Here is a 17,447-nt window from a genome sequence, read left to right as displayed (position 1 = left end):
GACTTATCGTGAACGAGCGTACAACACGTTCTCGGAAAACCATCTGTACGCATCATGCAGCCCGTCCTCCAAGCTGACACTGGCACGCCAGCCCAACAGACTGAGACGAGAGACATCCATCAGTTTTCTCGGTGAACCATCTGGTTTACTCGAGTCAAAGACAAGGCGACCTTTGAAGCCTGTCACCCTGGCAATCGTTTCTGCCAATTCGCGAATGCTACAGTCCTCTCCGGTCCCGACATTGATGTGGGATAGCATCGGTTGGGTATGCTCTCTGTATTGCTCTTCAGCGAGTTCCATGACATGAACACTGGCACTGGCCATGTCGTCGACATGCAGAAACTCACGCATCGGCGTCCCACTTCCCCAGATCACGACCTCCTCCACCCCCTGCGTCACTGCATCGTGGAAACGACGTAGAAGCGCGGGAATGACGTGAGAGTTTTCCGGATGAAAGTTGTCATGCGGCCCATACAGATTTGTCGGCATGACACTCCGGTAATCACGACCGTATTGACGGTTGTAGCTTTCACAAAGCTTGATCCCAGCGATTTTCGCAATAGCGTATGGCTCGTTGGTCGGCTCCAAAACCCCCGTTAACAAGGCACCTTCAGACATGGGCTGCTGAACACCCACCGGATAGATGCAAGAGGAGCCAAGGAACAACATCTTCTGCACATCATTGCGATGAGCAGCTTGAACAATGTTTGCCTGCATCATCAGGTTTTCGTAGATGAATTCGGCAGGATAGGTGTTATTCGCATGAATTCCACCAACCTTGGCTGCAGCAACATAGACCTGCTGGATATTCGCGGTATGGAAAAAGTCCTCTACCGCACGCTGATCCAGCAGGTTCAATTGAGCCCTGTCGCAAGTGACAATATCCGTATAGCCCAATGCTTGCAGACGACGGACAATGGCCGAGCCAACCATCCCCTTGTGCCCGGCGACAAAAATGCGCTCGCTCAATTGACGTGACATCTTAGTTCTCCAGCGACACCGGCAAATCGTAGCCATGGTTCTTCAACAGCGCATGCCGCTGGGCAACCTTCAAATCCTCGCAGACCATTTCGGCACACATATCCTGTGCTGTAATTTCAGGAACCCAGCCCAACTTGTTTTTTGCTTTAGTCGGATCCCCCAACAAGGTCTCGACCTCAGCAGGGCGGAAATAACGCGGGTCGATGCGTACCAAAGTGTCCCCGACCTTGACGGCAGGGGCCTTGTCGCCAGAAATCGCTTCAATGATACCGCGCTCTTCCAGACCATTGCCCTCGAAACGCAAAGTGATACCCAACTCGGCAGCAGACCAACAAATGAAATCACGGACGGAGTACTGAACCCCAGTGGCAATGACGAAATCTTCTGGCACATCCTGCTGCAGCATCATCCACTGCATGCGCACATAGTCCTTGGCATGACCCCAGTCACGCAGGGCATCCATATTTCCCATGTAGAGGCATTGCTCAAGTCCTTGAGCAATGTTCGCCAAACCGCGGGTAATCTTGCGTGTTACAAACGTCTCGCCACGGCGTGGTGATTCATGATTGAAGAGAATCCCGTTACAAGCGTGCATGCCGTAAGCTTCGCGGTAGTTCACAACGATCCAGTAGGCGTACAACTTAGCTACCGCATACGGTGAGCGCGGATAGAACGGTGTGGTTTCTTTCTGGGGGGTCTCCTGGACGAGACCATACAGCTCAGAAGTAGAGGCTTGGTAGAAGCGCGTTTTCTTTTCAAGACCAAGTAAGCGAATGGCTTCGAGAATACGCAGAGTCCCCATCGCATCGACATCGGCGGTGTATTCCGGCGACTCAAAGCTCACGGCGACATGCGACTGAGCACCTAGGTTGTAAACCTCGTCAGGCTGTACTTCCTGAATGATGCGGGTCAAATTCGAAGAGTCGGACAAGTCACCGTAATGCAAGATGAAACGCTGATTGTCGACGTGCGGATCTTGATAGATATGATCGACGCGCTGAGTATTGAAGGAGGATGCACGTCGCTTGATACCGTGAACCTCATAGCCTTTCTCCAACAGTAATTCGGCTAGGTAGGAACCGTCCTGACCGGTAATCCCGGTGATCAGTGCTTTTTTCAGGGTCATGTCTAAGTCCTAGAACTCTTTAAATGTGTATTTAATCGGGGAATCCCGGCTCAATCGGCACTTAGCATGCTGGCGATAACATCAGGCATCGTCGCTTTTGCCCTCCAACCCAGAACCTGTTCGGCTTTCGAGGGATCTGCGCGACTAACCAATAGATCAGTGGGCCGAAAAAACGCCTCCGACTGGTCCACATGCTGCCTCCAGTCCAAGCCCAGTTGTGTAAAGGCTTCAGATACGAAGGCTTCCAGCGTGTGCGTCTTGCCAGTAGCGATAACAAAGTCGCTCGGCTGCTCGCATTGAAGCATTCGCCACATTGCATCAACGTACTCTGCAGCGGCCCCCCAATCACGCGCAATATCTAGTCGCCCGAGCGTAAGCCGTTCGTCCGACCCAGAGGCGATGCGCTTAGCCGTTGTCACAATTTTTTGCGTGACAAATCTGAGAGGGCGTATTGGGGATTCATGATTGAACAAGATTCCGGTACAAGCGAACAGATTATAAGCTTCGCGATAATTATCGACCAGCCAGAACGCCGAGGATTTTGCGACGGCATAGGGGCTACGCGGATGAAAAGGGGTTACCTCAGAAGCAGGCTCACCCTTAGTATCGCCAAAGCATTCACTGGAACCTGCTTGATAAAAACGAATCGGACGCTCGCTCATCCGACAAGCTTCAAGCATGTTCAGCGTCCCAAGAGTGATACTCTGGATAGTCTCCGCCGGCAGTTCGAATGAAAGCCCGACGGATGACTGCCCCGCGAGGAAATAAACCTCATCAGGCTGGCTGGACTTTAATGCCATAAATACACTGCGAAAATCTTCAGGCACCATCGAAAGCAAATTCACTCTAGACAAAATGTCCAAACGCTTCAGATTACCAAGTGACGAGCCCTGCACATCCCGCGACGTTCCCCAGACGGTGTAGCCCTTGTCGAGCAGGAGCTTCGCAAGATAAGCACCATCTTGCCCACTCACCCCACAAATCAAGGCTGTTTTTTCTGAGTAATCCAAAATCTTACCTTTGCAAGGACTGGTAGATGGAAAGTGTTTCCTGCGCACAGCGCTGCCAGGAAAAGTGATCTAGGCGCTTACGACCTCGTTCGATCAACCTAGATATCTCACTATCAGAATAAACTACTCTTTCTATTGCACCGATAATTTCATCATTACGGGCAGGATCAAAAAACACTCCTGCATCATCGATAACCTCAGGCATAGAACTGGTATTGCTACTGATTACAGGACAGGAGTGTGCCATCGCCTCCAACGGAGGAAGCCCAAAACCTTCATAAAGAGAGGGATAAACAAACGCACGTGCCCCGTCATAAAGATCTGCCAACACCGCGTCATCGCCCCCGACCTGACGAACCTGCTCTGGGGAAAAGCCTAGTTCTCCAATCAATTCTTGCTCTCTCACCGAAAATCCACCGCCACCAAAAGCAACGATATCAAAATCGGACCTTAGCCGAACTGAGCTCGACACAGCCCTGAGCAACCCCGAAAAATTCTTATAGCCTTGCCGACTCCCCACATAAAGCAGGTAAGGTTTAACCGGCTTAACCTGCTTGCCATCCGACATAGGCTTGAATTGTTCAAATCCTAAATGGACAACTGACAATTTTTCCTCAGGAACGGAAAATAATTGTATGAGATCCCGTCGGGTGCTTTCTGAAATGCAAATAATGTGATCGGCACGCTCCACAGCCAATCGCTTTAGATCTGTGGTGCTGTCTCGTGGGGAGAAGCTCTCGGGAAACAACTCATGAATCATGTCGTAAACCGTCAGTACAACCAGACTTTCTTTAGGCGCCGGACTAAAGCGCGAATAATACGTCTCATGCACTATATGCGGCCGCCATTCTTTCATGGCATGCTGACCAAGAACATGATTAACAATCAATGCAAGCCTTGTAGTTCTGGGCCAATATTCCTTCACTATACGCCCGCGAACCACTTTGCCTGGAAGATCATTAATATAGGCATTGCGATGGAGAGGAGAGAAAATACCGACCTCATGACTTAAGCCAATCATCTCTTCAGCTATGCGGGAGAAGTACCGAGAAATACCACCGTAATTTTGCAAGCAAAATATTTGATGATCAAAAGCAATCCGCACGCTACCCCCTAGAAACAAAATCGCAAAATACGGCTAACACTTCAAAACGGTCATAACCCCTCGCACACCCGAGAACTGCAGCGCAACTCACTTATGACGAAGTTTAGATTGTTCAATCTGAAACGAGTGATCTACTGCTACTCCGCGAGCAGGTAAAATCGCCATCAAAACCTTAATCAAACGACACACACGAGAACTCAATAAAAGACCAGCAATCCATCTTTTTATCGCCGACACATCAGGCCTAATAAACAAAACAAAGCCACCACGAGCAAGAACAGTATAACCATATCTCTCCGCCAAGAGCTCCAAAGACTTAGCACTATAAAAAAATATATGCTGCCCCGAGTCGGGAACTAAATACCACCAATCTTTCTGCTGCCCCCAAAAAAGTTCTGTGCTTAACAGGATCACTTTTGACTGATGCTTAAACACATCTACAAGATCTACCACAGGATCCGCAAAGTGCTCCAACACCTCGAAGCCCAATACTATTTCCGGCTTATCGAAATCAGGATCCGTAAATCCTTGAGCATATACAGGTGATGCATACTTATCTGTTACATAACAATTTACTTCGTAATCGCGCAGCAGCCGACAGAGTAAACCATCACCTCCGCCGATATCGATCGCGTTCTTAACCCCAAATAATTTTGATATTCCATAAGAGGCTGCCAGGTTGTAAAAATTACGCTGTGCAGCTCCCGTATCTAGGCTTGACAGGTTATTCTCACCATATGCCTCACCTAACCAATAAGGCTTTTCCGTTTGTAACGAATGACACCCAGCACAAAAAAAATAATCAACCGTATACTTCTGAAGCACAATCAGATTAAATTTTTTAGTCAGAGGACCGGCGCATAACCGGCACACCAGCTCAACTTCACCCTGAACCGCACCAAGACAATGATTAGGCATCCTAATTTCCACATTGAAAAAACAGTAAAAAAACACCACCCACACCATGAACTTATAAAAAAGTACAAACCCCGAAATCCGAATACCGAATACCTAAATTCTAAAAGCAATCAAGAGCAAAAAACCTAAAACCGCACCTAAGTCGCGCCTCTTGATGTCGAATAATATAAAGCTTTCCGGGGGAGAGGAAGAGAGCCTCGAACACACAGCACCCATTCCAAAAACTGCCCCCCCCCCCGAACCTCTGACAAGTCACCAACACTTTGACATTCAATATTTTTTCTTGATCAGATTTTTTATGTAAGCGTAAAAAAAAATTGACGAAATCTGAAGCCTTATAACCTTTTGAGCAAAAAATAAATTACTCAACACCGCCGAAACAAATTGAGAGGCCACAGCAACCCAGGCCACCCCAATCAAACCGAAACGACTCACAACTAAAAAATTGCCAAGCACACATACAGCGCTACCCGCCAAGGTCTTATACAAATAGAACCTAGACTTCTTTTCATTCAATGACCAAAGCCACTGCGCAACACCCAAACTTATAAAAATACTCGTTATAGAGTAAATCGCCAATACAGTAGCGCCTGAACTATAACTCTCACCTAAAAGCAAATCAACTATCAGGTGCGAAAAAATCGAGATAAATATACATGCCAACCACCCAACCAGAGCAAATCCTTGGAATATTTTCTCAAGCGCATTCCAATATGCCTGCTCTCCTTCAGCCTTTTTCCTGGCCACAAAAGGAGCCAAACTAGTAACCAAAATAACCGGCGCTACTTGCCCAAGCGTAGCTATTGGCAATACTGCCGCGTAAACCCCTAGCTCGCCCTCCCCGATCAACTCCTTGATCATTATCAAATCAATTCGCATATAAACAATTATAGAGAGTCCACTAAGCATAAAAGGCCAGCCCTCTCTCAACAACTCCTTCGAAGTCGCCGCTACTCTTTCCCAGCGACTCTCGCAAGGGTACAACTTATACGCAACCATCAACCCCAAGGCAGCAATCAGAGCATCGAATGCCAGCACAGCTGCAAAACTTATAAGAGGAGCATCAATAAGAATTAGCATGACCTTTACACCATTTGAAATCAAGCAGGCCGCAAGCTTTGCCAAAACCGTGCGCCGCACCTGACTCTGACTCTGAAACCATAAATCAATGGTGTCTGCTGCCTGAAAAATCAGTGTCCCACCAGCCAAGGCCGTCAAAATCACGCTTCGACTGTCAATCCCATTTATTACGGCCATACCCAAAACAGCCGACAACCAACAAACCACACCCGACATGAGCCTTAGAGAGAGGGCTGTGCCCAATATTGCTCCGGCAGACTCCGGAGAATTAGAAATATCACGAACAACAACACCGTCCAGTCCCAGAGTAGCAATCGCTTGAAAAAAAGCGATATAGGCAAGTGCATATGCTAGCTCACCATATTGCGTCGGCCCCAAATAACGAGCAACCCACGCCCCTACTAAAAGCCCAAGCAACAATCTGACAACTCGATCAAACAGTAACCAACCGCTATTATAAACTATTGAGGCAATACTCTTCCGCCCATCCAAATGCCGCCCAATGAATTCAGGAAGTATATTTAACCACGCTGGTTTTCTGGGGGGTTGCAAAGCACTCATCTAAAGTCCATACCAAAAGTATAAAAACTTAATATTCCACCAAACCAAATCCTGAGAACAAGATTTATTGATAAACCCCTCTATTATATTTCTACCGTCTAACGATTAAGAACAGCATTTCTTTACCATGGCGGTCATACAATAAATACGACGCCTGTCAACTATATGAGAAAAAGATCACAAGCGACCATCCATATAAAAGCGAAGCCAAATTAATGGCTTCGCTCTTAATGTTTACGTCAATAAAAAGCTTCGATTCAGAACGGAATATCGTCATCGAAGCTGTCGAAATCCGGGGCCGGCTGCGGAGCGGCCTGCTGTGGCGCTGGACGCGACTCGCGCTGTGGCTGCGGAGCAGGACGGGACTGCTGAGGACGCGGTGCCGAGTTGGACATGCCGCCCTGGCCTTGCTGGTCGCCCTGAGGACGGCCGCCCAGCAGCTGCATGGTGCCCTGCATGTCGACGATGATCTCAGTGGTATAACGCTTGATACCGTCTTTTTCCCACTCGCGGGTCTGCAGCTTGCCTTCGATGTAAACCTGCGAACCTTTACGCAGGTACTCGCCGGCGATCTCCGCGACCTTGCCGAACATCGACACTCGGTGCCATTCGGTGCGTTCAACTTTCTGACCGGTTTGCTTGTCGGTCCACTGTTCGCTGGTGGCCAGACTCAGGTTGGTCACGGCATTACCGTTAGGCAGATAGCGAACTTCGGGATCCTGGCCGCAAGTGCCGACCAATATGACTTTGTTAACCCCACGGGCCATAACGTTCTCCTAGGCTTCGCTCGCCGACGGCGCTGGATTGACCAGCTGCTCGAGGGTCGCGCGATCCAATAATTCGGTGTCCAATTTGATGTAAATGGCGGCCTCTTCGGCCACTACTACGGCATCTGTTACCCCAACAACGGCCTTCAGGCGCTCGACCAGGCCGGCTTCGCGGATCGCTTCGGGCGATAACGGCAAGCGCAGGCTCGTCACATACGGGGGCTCGCGCATGGTAACAGCAAAGGCCAGCCAGAGTGCAGCCAGGACTGCGCATCCGAGGAACACAACCGACAAACCGCCATGCTGGAACAACCAGCCGCCGAGGATGCCGCCCAGTGCCGAACCGAGGAACTGGCTGGTGGAGTACACCCCCATCGCAGTGCCCTTGCCGCCTGCCGGCGAAACCTTGCTGATCAACGACGGCAGAGACGCCTCCAGCAAGTTGAATGCAGTGAAGAACACTACGGTGCCAATCACCAGCGCACGCAAGCTGTCGCCGAACTCCCAAAAGAATAGCTCGGTGAGCATCAGCGTAGTGACCGCGCCGAGTAAAACTCGTTTCATTTTGCGTTTCTTTTCGCCGTAGATGATGAACGGGATCATGGCGAAGAAGGAAATCAGCAGCGCGGTAAGGTACACCCACCAGTGCTGCTCTTTTGGCAGGCCGGCTTTCTCCACCAGCGCCAGCGGCAACGCGACAAAGCTCGACATCAACATCGCGTGCAGCACGAAGATACCCAGGTCGAGGCGCAGCAGGTCGGGATGCTTGAGTGTGGGGATCAGTGCCTGGCGCGCCACGCCGGACTCACGGTGCTGCAAGGCGCCAGTGGAGCGCGGCACCATGAAGGCGACGATCAGAATGCCCACCAGGGCCATAGCGCCGGTGGCCAGGAATAACCCGGACAGGCCAAAGCTGCGGGTCAACAGCGGGCCGACCACCATGGCCACCGCAAAGGACAGGCCGATGGTCATGCCGATCATGGCCATGGCCTTGGTGCGATGCTGCTCACGGGTAAGGTCAGACAACAGCGCCATTACCGCTGCAGAGATGGCACCGGCGCCCTGCAGGATACGCCCGGCGATCACCCCCCAGATCGAGTCGGAATTGGCCGCCAGCACGCTGCCCAGGGCGAACACGATCAGCCCCAGGTAAATCACCGGACGACGACCGATACGGTCGGAAATGATCCCGAAGGGAATCTGGAAAACCGCCTGGGTCAGGCCATAAGCACCGATCGCCAACCCGATCAGGGCCGGGGTCGCTCCTGCGAGATCCATTCCATAGGTCGCCAGGACCGGCAGTACCATAAACATGCCAAGCATACGGAAAGCGAACACCAGGGCCAGACCGCTTGCCGCGCGGGTCTCGCTGCCACTCATGCGTTCGCTGTGGGGATCGTGCATGGAAAAACCTCGTGTGAACCGGCGGCGATTCTACCAGTCCGATCGATTGAGGGGGTATATGGCGACGCTTTGCCGCGCAGCCCTTGCCTGCGACCGAAAAAGCACCGCTGGATAGTGTGCATCCATCCAGTGTTTAGTTTTATACTCCTGCCTTTACGCCCGCCGATCGAGGCCACTTTTGGACAAGATTCTGATTCGTGGGGCCCGCACCCACAACCTGAAGAACATCGACCTGACCCTGCCACGGGACAAGTTGATCGTCATCACCGGGCTGTCTGGGTCCGGCAAGTCGTCCCTGGCTTTCGATACGTTGTATGCCGAAGGCCAGCGCCGCTATGTCGAATCGTTGTCGGCTTATGCCCGACAGTTCCTGTCGATGATGGAAAAGCCCGATGTCGACACCATCGAAGGGCTGTCGCCGGCGATCTCGATTGAACAGAAATCCACCTCGCACAACCCCCGCTCCACCGTCGGCACCATCACCGAGATCTATGACTATCTGCGTCTGCTCTATGCTCGTGTCGGCACTCCACGCTGCCCGGATCACGACATCCCGCTGGAAGCCCAGACCGTCAGCCAGATGGTCGACCTGGTGCTGGCCCAGCCCGAGGGCAACAAGCTGATGCTGCTGGCACCGGTGATTCGCGAGCGTAAGGGCGAGCACCTATCGGTATTTGAAGAACTGCGGGCGCAGGGATTCGTTCGCGCACGGGTCAACGGCAAACTGTGTGAACTGGACGAACTACCGAAGCTGGATAAACAGAAGAAGCATTCGATCGATGTAGTGGTCGACCGCTTCAAGGTCCGCGCCGATCTGCAACAGCGGCTGGCCGAGTCCTTTGAAACAGCATTGAAGCTGGCGGACGGGATCGCCCTGGTGGCTCCGATGGACGACGAGCCGGGAGAAGAAATGATCTTCTCCGCGCGCTTCGCCTGTCCGATCTGCGGTCACGCCATCAGCGAGCTGGAACCCAAACTGTTTTCCTTCAACAATCCGGCGGGCGCCTGCCCGACTTGCGACGGTCTGGGGGTCAAGCAATTCTTCGACATCAAGCGCCTGGTCAATGGCGAGCTGACCCTGGCCGAAGGGGCAATCCGCGGCTGGGACCGGCGCAATGTCTACTACTTCCAGATGCTCGGCTCACTGGCGGCACATTACGGGTTCAGCCTGGAAATACCGTTCAACCAATTGTCTGCGGATCAGCAGAAGGTCATTCTGCACGGCAGCGGCAGCCAAAACGTCGACTTCAAATACCTGAACGACCGGGGCGACATCGTCAAGCGCTCCCACCCGTTCGAGGGCATAGTGCCGAACCTGGAGCGCCGTTACCGCGAAACCGAATCGGCCACAGTGCGCGAGGAACTGGCCAAGTTCCTCAGTACACAACCTTGCCCGGATTGCCGTGGCACTCGCTTGCGGCGCGAAGCGCGGCACGTCTGGGTCGGTGAGAAAACCCTGCCGGCGGTCACCAGCCTGCCTATCGGCGACGCCACCAACTACTTCGGCACCCTGAAGCTAACCGGGCGCCGTGGTGAAATCGCCGACAAGATCCTCAAGGAAATCCGCGAGCGCCTGCAGTTCCTGGTGAACGTCGGGCTTGACTACCTGACCCTGGATCGCAGCGCCGACACCCTGTCCGGCGGAGAGGCCCAGCGTATTCGCCTGGCCAGCCAGATCGGCGCCGGCCTGGTAGGGGTGATGTACATCCTCGACGAGCCGTCCATTGGTCTGCACCAGCGGGACAACGATCGCTTGCTGGGGACCCTGAAACACCTGCGGGATATCGGTAATACAGTAATTGTCGTTGAACACGACGAAGACGCCATCCGCCTTGCCGACTATGTAGTCGACATCGGTCCAGGTGCTGGTGTGCATGGCGGGCGCATCGTCGCCGAGGGCACCGCCGCAGAAGTCATGGCGCACCCTGATTCCTTGACCGGCAAGTACTTGTCGGGCCGGGTGAAGATTGTGGTTCCGGCCAAACGTACCCCGCGCAACAAGAAACTGTCCCTGACCCTCAAGGGCGCTCGCGGCAATAACCTGCGCAACGTCGATCTGGAAATCCCTATTGGCCTGCTGACCTGTGTGACCGGGGTGTCTGGCTCGGGCAAGTCGACGCTGATCAACAACACCTTGTTCCCTTTGAGCGCCACAGCGCTGAACGGCGCGACAACCCTCGAGGCTGCACCTCACGACAGTATCAATGGCCTGCAGCATCTCGATAAGGTGGTGGACATCGACCAGAGCCCCATCGGTCGTACTCCGCGCTCCAACCCGGCGACCTACACCGGGCTGTTCACGCCAATCCGCGAGTTGTTCGCCGGGGTGCCGGAGTCGCGCTCCAGGGGGTACGGGCCTGGCCGCTTCTCCTTCAACGTCAAGGGTGGGCGCTGTGAGGCCTGCCAGGGCGATGGCTTGATCAAGGTCGAGATGCACTTCCTGCCGGACATCTATGTGCCCTGCGACGTGTGCAAGAGCAAGCGTTACAACCGTGAAACTCTGGAGATCAAGTACAAGGGCAAGAACATCCATGAAGTCCTGGAAATGACCATCGAAGAGGCCCGCGAGTTCTTCGACCCAGTCCCGGCCCTGGCGCGCAAGCTACAGACGCTGATGGATGTCGGCCTGTCCTACATCAAGCTCGGCCAATCAGCCACCACCTTGTCCGGTGGTGAAGCGCAGCGGGTCAAATTGTCCCGCGAGCTGTCAAAACGCGATACCGGTAAAACCCTCTACATCCTCGACGAGCCGACCACTGGTCTGCACTTCGCGGATATCCAGCAGTTGCTGGACGTTCTGCACCGACTGCGCGACCACGGCAACACCGTGGTGGTGATCGAACACAACCTGGACGTGATCAAGACCGCGGACTGGATGGTGGACCTGGGGCCGGAAGGCGGCTCCAAAGGTGGTCAGATCATCGCTGTCGGCACTCCGGAGCAAGTGGCGGAAATGCCGCAATCCTATACCGGGCACTACCTCAAGCCGCTGCTGATCCGCGATCGCGCCTGAGGCTCATGAAAAAGCCCCTGTCACTTCACGGTGACAGGGGCTTTTTTACATCTGGCGGTTAGCGAGTTTGCCGCAGGAGCAAATCTGCTCTGGGCCCAACACTAACGCTGGCTGCAATCAGAACTGCGACTGCAGGTAGTTCTCCAGTCCGATGGACTTGATCAGACCCAACTGTTTTTCCAGCCAGTAGGTATGATCTTCCTCAGTATCCGCCAACTGAATTCGCAGGATCTCGCGGCTGACATAGTCCTTGTGCAACTCGCACAGCTCAATGCCTTTGCACAGCGCAGCGCGAACCTTGTATTCCAAACGCAGGTCGCTGGCCAGCATCTCCGGCACCGTGGTCCCGGTATCAAGATCATCGGGACGCATACGCGGCGTGCCCTCGAGCATCAGGATACGGCGCATCAGGGCATCAGCGTGTTGCGCCTCTTCTTCCATTTCATGGTTGATACGTTCATAAAGCTTGGTGAAGCCCCAGTCTTCGTACATCCGCGAGTGGATGAAATATTGGTCGCGGGCTGCCAGTTCGCCCGTCAGCAACGTGTTGAGGTAATCGATTACGTCCGGGTGACCTTGCATCGCCCTACATCTCCCTGCTTGAAAGTGGATAGTTTGAACCAAGCTGACTTGCAGGTCACTTAGAAACGAGTGAAAAAGTGAAGATTATCTGAGAAAAGTAGTTTAAATAACGCAAAAACCGCCCAAATGAGGGCGGTTCTGCTTCTTATTTAGACTTACTTGAGCGATACGCCCAGGACTTTGGCAATACCTTCGCCATAAGCCGGGTCTGCCTTGAAGAAGTGTTGCAACTGACGCCCCACTACATCCGCAGTCACCCCAGCCATCGCACCGGCAATGTTGTTGATCAGCAGAGTTTTCTGCTCATCATTCATCAAGCGGAACAAGGCACCCGCGTGGCTGTAGTAATCAGTGTCCTCACGGTGATCGTAGCGATCTGCAGCGCCACTGAGTGCCAGTGCCGGTTCTGCGTAACGCGGCGCCTGCTTCGGCGCCTCTGAGTAGCTATTGGGCTCGTAGTTCGGCGCAGCACCGCCGTTAGGCCCGAACGCCATGGCTCCATCGCGCTGGTAGCTGTTCACTGGACTCAATGGGGCGTTCACCAGCAGTTGCTGGTGGTTGGTGCCTACGCGGTAGCGATGGGCATCAGCGTAAGCAAACACCCGACCCTGCAACATGCGGTCGGGTGAAAGCCCCACGCCCGGTACCATGTTGCTTGGACCGAAGGCCGCCTGCTCGACCTCGGCGAAATAGTTAAGCGGGTTGCGGTTCAATTCCAACTCGCCAACTTCGATCAAAGGGAACTCTTTCTGCGACCAGGTCTTGGTCACGTCAAACGGGTTCTCATAATGAGCTGCAGCTTGGGCTTCAGTCATGACCTGGATGCAGACGCTCCATTTCGGGAAGTCCCCACGCTCGATCGCATTAAACAGGTCGCGCTGGGCGTAGTCCGGGTCTGTACCCGCCAAACGAGCAGCCTCTGCTGGCGCCAGGTTCTTGATCCCTTGCTTGGTCTTGTAGTGCCACTTGACCCAATGCCGCTCACCTTTGGCATTGATCAAGCTGTAGGTGTGACTGCCAAAACCATGCATATGGCGGTAGCCATCAGGAATACCCCGATCCGAGAAGAGGATGGTTACTTGGTGCAACGCCTCAGGCGAGTGCGACCAAAAATCCCACATCATCTGTGCACTTTTCAGGTTGCTCTGGGGCAGACGCTTCTGGGTGTGGATAAAGTCGGGAAACTTCAACGGGTCACGGATAAAAAATACCGGGGTGTTGTTGCCGACGATGTCCCAGTTGCCCTCCTCGGTGTAGAACTTGAGGGCAAAACCACGTGGATCGCGCTCGGTATCTGCCGAACCACGCTCACCGCCAACCGTGGAGAAGCGCAGGAAAGTCGGGGTTTTCTTGCCTATCGACTCAAACAGCTTGGCGCTGGAGTACTGCGTGATATCGCGAGAGACGGTGAAAGTGCCGTAAGCACCCGATCCCTTGGCGTGCACACGGCGCTCGGGAATATTCTCACGATTGAAATGGGCAAGCTTTTCAATCAGGTGAAAATCGTCAAGAAGCAAAGGGCCTCGGGGGCCGGCGGAACGAGAGTTCTGGTTATCAGCGACAGGCGCGCCACTCGCTGTAGTAAGAACTTTAGTTTGGCTCATGCTCATTCTTCCTCTGTCAGTCTGGGAAACTGCCGGCTAATCGGCTGACAAGGAGTATTGACCATGGATGTTACAACATCCAATGCATTACACATTCGTTAACGATAGAAATATCTAATACATCCAACAACAAAAAACCGGGCACTAGGCCCGGTTTCTTGTTTCAGACTGACGTCTTACTCAGCGGATACAGCTTCACCGCCGACAGCACGATCAACCAGTTCAACGTACGCCATAGGAGCGTTGTCGCCAGCACGGAAACCGCACTTGAGGATGCGCAGGTAGCCACCCTCACGGGTAGCGTAACGCTTGCCCAGGTCGTTGAAGAGCTTACCAACGATAGCTTTCGAACGAGTACGGTCGAAAGCCAGACGGCGGTTAGCCAGGCTGTCTGTCTTGGCCAAAGTGATCAGCGGCTCAGCAACGCGGCGCAGTTCTTTAGCTTTCGGCAGTGTAGTTTTGATCAGCTCGTGCTCGAACAGCGACACCGCCATGTTTTGGAACATGGCCTTGCGGTGCGAGCTGGTGCGGCTCAGGTGACGCCCACTTTTACGATGACGCATGGTTCATTCCTTACCAAACACAACGTTCGGTGATTACGACGATCAGGCAGTCGCCTTGTCGTCCTTCTTAAGACTTGCAGGCGGCCAGTTGTCGAGGCGCATGCCGAGGGACAGACCGCGGGAGGCCAGAACGTCCTTGATTTCGGTCAAGGATTTCTTGCCCAGGTTCGGAGTCTTCAACAGTTCTACTTCGGTACGCTGAATCAGGTCGCCGATGTAGTAAATGTTTTCCGCCTTAAGGCAGTTAGCCGAACGTACAGTCAGTTCCAGATCGTCAACCGGGCGAAGCAGGATCGGATCGATCTCGTCTTCTTGCTCGACTACCACTGGCTCACTGTCACCCTTGAGGTCGACGAACGCAGCCAACTGCTGTTGCAGAATGGTTGCTGCACGACGGATAGCCTCTTCAGGATCCAGGGTACCGTTGGTTTCCAGATCAATAACCAGCTTGTCCAGGTTAGTACGCTGCTCGACACGGGCGTTTTCCACCACGTATGCGATGCGGCGAACCGGGCTGAACGAAGAGTCAAGCTGCAAGCGACCAATGCTGCGGCTTTCGTCTTCATCGCTCTGACGCGAGTCCGCCGGTTCATAACCACGACCACGAGCTACTACGAGCTTCATGTTCAGGGCGCCGTTAGACGCCAGGTTAGCGATTACGTGATCGGGGTTAACGATCTCGACATCATGATCCAGCTGAATATCGGCAGCGGTAACCACCCCCGAACCCTTCTTCGACAAGGTCAGCGTAACTTCGTCACGGCCGTGCAGCTTGATAGCCAGACCTTTAAGGTTCAACAGGATTTCAATTACGTCTTCCTGTACACCTTCGATGGCGCTGTACTCGTGGAGCACACCGTCAATCTCGGCCTCGACTACTGCACAGCCGGGCATTGAGGACAACAGGATGCGGCGCAGCGCGTTGCCCAGGGTGTGGCCAAAACCACGCTCGAGAGGCTCGAGGGTGATCTTGGCGCGGGTTGGACTGACAACCTGCACATCAATGTGGCGGGGTGTCAGGAACTCATTTACCGAAATCTGCATGGATGCACCTATTTTCTAGCCCTTACTTGGAGTAGAGCTCGACAATCAGGCTTTCGTTGATGTCGGCGGACAGATCACTGCGAGCTGGAACGTTCTTGAAAACGCCCGACTTCTTCTCAGTGTCTACTTCTACCCATTCTACGCGGCCACGTTGAGCACACAGATCGAGAGCTTGGACAATGCGAAGTTGATTTTTTGCTTTCTCGCGAACAGCGACCACGTCACCAGCACGAACCTGGAAGGACGGAACGTTAACGGTCTGACCGTTTACGCTGATCGACTTGTGCGATACCAACTGACGGGATTCGGCACGAGTAGAACCGAAGCCCATGCGGTATACAACGTTGTCCAGACGGCATTCGAGCAGTTGCAACAGGTTTTCGCCGGTTGCGCCCTTCTTGCCAGCTGCTTGTTTGTAGTAGCCGCTGAATTGACGCTCAAGTACGCCGTAGATACGACGAACTTTTTGCTTTTCACGCAGCTGAGTACCGTAGTCGGACTGACGACCACGGCGCTGGCCGTGAATGCCAGGAGCTGCTTCGATGTTGCACTTAGATTCGATAGCGCGCACGCCGCTCTTCAGGAAGAGATCGGTGCCTTCGCGACGAGCCAGTTTGCATTTTGGACCAATGTAACGAGCCATTCTTTACAATCTCCTGGATTACACGCGGCGCTTCTTCGGCGGACGGCACCCGTTGTGCGGGATTGGCGTCACGTCGGTGATGCTGGCGATCTTGTAGCCACAGCCGTTCAAAGCGCGGACTGCGGATTCACGACCTGGACCTGGACCCTTGACGTTAACGTCGAGGTTTTTCAGGCCATATTCCAGCGCAGCTTGACCAGCACGCTCAGCAGCTACTTGAGCAGCGAACGGGGTGGACTTGCGAGAACCGCGGAAACCCGAACCACCGGAGGTTGCCCAGGAAAGAGCGTTACCTTGACGGTCGGTGATGGTCACGATGGTGTTGTTGAAAGACGCGTGGATGTGGGCGATGCCATCAACCACTGTCTTTTTAATCTTTTTACGAGGACGAGCAGCAGGTTTTGCCATGACTAAATTCCTGTCGATTCGCTGGTGCGATTACTTGCGGATCGGCTTACGCGGACCTTTGCGAGTACGCGCGTTGGTCTTGGTACGCTGACCGCGCACTGGAAGACCACGACGATGGCGCAGACCGCGGTAGCAGCCCAGATCCATCAAGCGTTTGATTTTCATGTTGATTTCGCGACGCAGGTCACCTTCAGTGGTGAACTTCGCCACTTCGCCACGCAGCTGTTCAATTTGCTCGTCGCTCAGATCCTTGATCTTCGCAGCTGGGTTGACCCCAGTCACCGCGCAGATTTTCTGCGCAGTAGTGCGACCAACACCATAGATGTAGGTCAGCGAGATAACAGTATGCTTGTTATCTGGAATGTTAACGCCTGCAATACGGGCCATTCAGTGGGACTCCAATTGACAGCTACCTACGCCCCGGAAGCCAAGAAATAGGGCGCGAGATAATATCGCTGTAATAACAAATAATCAACCCGGCAGCGCACTAGCTGCCGGGCTTGAAGCACAATCACACTCAGCCTTGGCGCTGTTTGTGACGCGGTTCCGCGCTGCAAATTACTCGAACAACACCTTCGCGGCGAATAATCTTGCAGTTACGGCACAGCTTTTTCACCGATGCACGAACTTTCATCACC

At 53.5% G+C, this 17,447-nt stretch carries 17 protein-coding genes; 1 reads left to right on the top strand and 16 read right to left on the bottom strand.

The window, feature by feature from the left end; genetic code table 11:
• Window positions 1-3 precede the first annotated feature (3 nt).
• From fcl to GV818_RS11240, 8 genes are all read right to left on the bottom strand, one after another.
• Window positions 4-981 carry a GDP-L-fucose synthase gene (gene fcl / locus GV818_RS11275; protein WP_161776577.1) on the bottom strand — a complete coding sequence of 326 codons (978 nt, stop codon included), beginning with the start codon at window positions 979-981 and terminating at the stop codon, window positions 4-6.
• A 1-nt stretch (window position 982) separates the two neighbouring features.
• Window positions 983-2,107, bottom strand: a complete 1,125-nt coding sequence (gmd, locus tag GV818_RS11270; protein WP_161776576.1) for a GDP-mannose 4,6-dehydratase — start codon at window positions 2,105-2,107, stop codon at window positions 983-985.
• Between the two features lie 50 nt (window positions 2,108-2,157).
• The gene (locus GV818_RS11265; protein ID WP_161776575.1) at window positions 2,158-3,117 is read right to left on the bottom strand and encodes a GDP-mannose 4,6-dehydratase; all 960 of its coding nucleotides are present in this window, start codon (window positions 3,115-3,117) and stop codon (window positions 2,158-2,160) included.
• A 4-nt stretch (window positions 3,118-3,121) separates the two neighbouring features.
• Complete coding sequence (locus GV818_RS11260; RefSeq protein ID WP_161776574.1) at window positions 3,122-4,222, bottom strand: glycosyltransferase family 4 protein; 1,101 nt, start codon at window positions 4,220-4,222, stop codon at window positions 3,122-3,124.
• Between the two features lie 87 nt (window positions 4,223-4,309).
• A complete protein-coding gene (locus GV818_RS11255; RefSeq protein ID WP_161776573.1) occupies window positions 4,310-5,140 on the bottom strand; it encodes a class I SAM-dependent methyltransferase in 831 nt (276 codons plus the stop codon).
• 270 nt (window positions 5,141-5,410) lie between these two features.
• Window positions 5,411-6,781, bottom strand: a complete 1,371-nt coding sequence (locus tag GV818_RS11250; protein ID WP_161776572.1) for a flippase — start codon at window positions 6,779-6,781, stop codon at window positions 5,411-5,413.
• A 257-nt stretch (window positions 6,782-7,038) separates the two neighbouring features.
• Window positions 7,039-7,548: a single-stranded DNA-binding protein gene (locus GV818_RS11245; RefSeq protein ID WP_011063767.1), complete on the bottom strand. Its 510-nt coding sequence runs from the start codon at window positions 7,546-7,548 to the stop codon at window positions 7,039-7,041.
• A 9-nt stretch (window positions 7,549-7,557) separates the two neighbouring features.
• Window positions 7,558-8,952: an MFS transporter gene (locus GV818_RS11240; protein ID WP_161756622.1), complete on the bottom strand. Its 1,395-nt coding sequence runs from the start codon at window positions 8,950-8,952 to the stop codon at window positions 7,558-7,560.
• A gap of 178 nt (window positions 8,953-9,130) precedes the next feature.
• On the opposite strand from GV818_RS11240, the gene uvrA reads away from it, so the two are divergent.
• On the top strand, window positions 9,131-11,965 hold the full coding sequence (gene uvrA, locus GV818_RS11235) for an excinuclease ABC subunit UvrA (protein WP_161776571.1): 2,835 nt from the start codon (window positions 9,131-9,133) through the stop codon (window positions 11,963-11,965).
• A 117-nt stretch (window positions 11,966-12,082) separates the two neighbouring features.
• Here uvrA and bfr read toward each other — a convergent pair whose 3' ends face one another.
• From bfr to rpmJ, 8 genes are all read right to left on the bottom strand, one after another.
• Window positions 12,083-12,547 carry a bacterioferritin gene (gene bfr / locus GV818_RS11230; RefSeq protein ID WP_161776570.1) on the bottom strand — a complete coding sequence of 155 codons (465 nt, stop codon included), beginning with the start codon at window positions 12,545-12,547 and terminating at the stop codon, window positions 12,083-12,085.
• 155 nt (window positions 12,548-12,702) lie between these two features.
• A complete protein-coding gene (locus tag GV818_RS11225; protein WP_161776569.1) occupies window positions 12,703-14,151 on the bottom strand; it encodes a catalase in 1,449 nt (482 codons plus the stop codon).
• Between the two features lie 176 nt (window positions 14,152-14,327).
• The gene (gene rplQ, locus GV818_RS11220; protein ID WP_007924175.1) at window positions 14,328-14,714 is read right to left on the bottom strand and encodes a 50S ribosomal protein L17; all 387 of its coding nucleotides are present in this window, start codon (window positions 14,712-14,714) and stop codon (window positions 14,328-14,330) included.
• Between the two features lie 42 nt (window positions 14,715-14,756).
• A complete protein-coding gene (locus GV818_RS11215; protein ID WP_007970428.1) occupies window positions 14,757-15,758 on the bottom strand; it encodes a DNA-directed RNA polymerase subunit alpha in 1,002 nt (333 codons plus the stop codon).
• 22 nt (window positions 15,759-15,780) lie between these two features.
• Window positions 15,781-16,401, bottom strand: a complete 621-nt coding sequence (gene rpsD / locus GV818_RS11210) for a 30S ribosomal protein S4 (protein WP_025129398.1) — start codon at window positions 16,399-16,401, stop codon at window positions 15,781-15,783.
• Window positions 16,402-16,419: 18 nt separating this feature from the next.
• Window positions 16,420-16,809, bottom strand: a complete 390-nt coding sequence (rpsK, locus tag GV818_RS11205) for a 30S ribosomal protein S11 (protein ID WP_007924177.1) — start codon at window positions 16,807-16,809, stop codon at window positions 16,420-16,422.
• 30 nt (window positions 16,810-16,839) lie between these two features.
• Window positions 16,840-17,196, bottom strand: a complete 357-nt coding sequence (rpsM, locus tag GV818_RS11200) for a 30S ribosomal protein S13 (RefSeq protein WP_003186020.1) — start codon at window positions 17,194-17,196, stop codon at window positions 16,840-16,842.
• Between the two features lie 130 nt (window positions 17,197-17,326).
• Complete coding sequence (gene rpmJ / locus GV818_RS11195) at window positions 17,327-17,443, bottom strand: 50S ribosomal protein L36 (RefSeq protein WP_002555468.1); 117 nt, start codon at window positions 17,441-17,443, stop codon at window positions 17,327-17,329.
• Window positions 17,444-17,447: the final 4 nt, after the last annotated feature.

Source organism: Pseudomonas sp. Fl4BN1, assembly GCF_009908285.1.
Taxonomy (GTDB): domain Bacteria; phylum Pseudomonadota; class Gammaproteobacteria; order Pseudomonadales; family Pseudomonadaceae; genus Aquipseudomonas.
Note: the sequence above shows the minus strand (reverse complement) of the source record. Positions and strands in the feature narration are given on the sequence as shown.

Bases quoted from the DNA above. Each gene is read 5' to 3' on its own strand.
- fcl (WP_161776577.1), bottom strand. From the start codon at position 981: ATGTCACGTCAATTGAGCGAGCGCATTTTTGTCGCCGGGCACAAGGGG.
- gmd (WP_161776576.1), bottom strand. From the start codon at position 2,107: ATGACCCTGAAAAAAGCACTGATCACCGGGATTACCGGTCAGGACGGT.
- GV818_RS11255 (WP_161776573.1), bottom strand. From the start codon at position 5,140: ATGCCTAATCATTGTCTTGGTGCGGTTCAGGGTGAAGTTGAGCTGGTG.
- GV818_RS11250 (WP_161776572.1), bottom strand. From the start codon at position 6,781: ATGAGTGCTTTGCAACCCCCCAGAAAACCAGCGTGGTTAAATATACTT.
- GV818_RS11245 (WP_011063767.1), bottom strand. From the start codon at position 7,548: ATGGCCCGTGGGGTTAACAAAGTCATATTGGTCGGCACTTGCGGCCAG.
- GV818_RS11240 (WP_161756622.1), bottom strand. From the start codon at position 8,952: ATGCACGATCCCCACAGCGAACGCATGAGTGGCAGCGAGACCCGCGCG.
- bfr (WP_161776570.1), bottom strand. From the start codon at position 12,547: ATGCAAGGTCACCCGGACGTAATCGATTACCTCAACACGTTGCTGACG.
- GV818_RS11225 (WP_161776569.1), bottom strand. From the start codon at position 14,151: ATGAGCCAAACTAAAGTTCTTACTACAGCGAGTGGCGCGCCTGTCGCT.
- rplQ (WP_007924175.1), bottom strand. From the start codon at position 14,714: ATGCGTCATCGTAAAAGTGGGCGTCACCTGAGCCGCACCAGCTCGCAC.
- GV818_RS11215 (WP_007970428.1), bottom strand. From the start codon at position 15,758: ATGCAGATTTCGGTAAATGAGTTCCTGACACCCCGCCACATTGATGTG.
- rpsD (WP_025129398.1), bottom strand. From the start codon at position 16,401: ATGGCTCGTTACATTGGTCCAAAATGCAAACTGGCTCGTCGCGAAGGC.
- rpsK (WP_007924177.1), bottom strand. From the start codon at position 16,809: ATGGCAAAACCTGCTGCTCGTCCTCGTAAAAAGATTAAAAAGACAGTG.
- rpsM (WP_003186020.1), bottom strand. From the start codon at position 17,196: ATGGCCCGTATTGCAGGCGTTAACATTCCAGATAACAAGCATACTGTT.
- rpmJ (WP_002555468.1), bottom strand. From the start codon at position 17,443: ATGAAAGTTCGTGCATCGGTGAAAAAGCTGTGCCGTAACTGCAAGATT.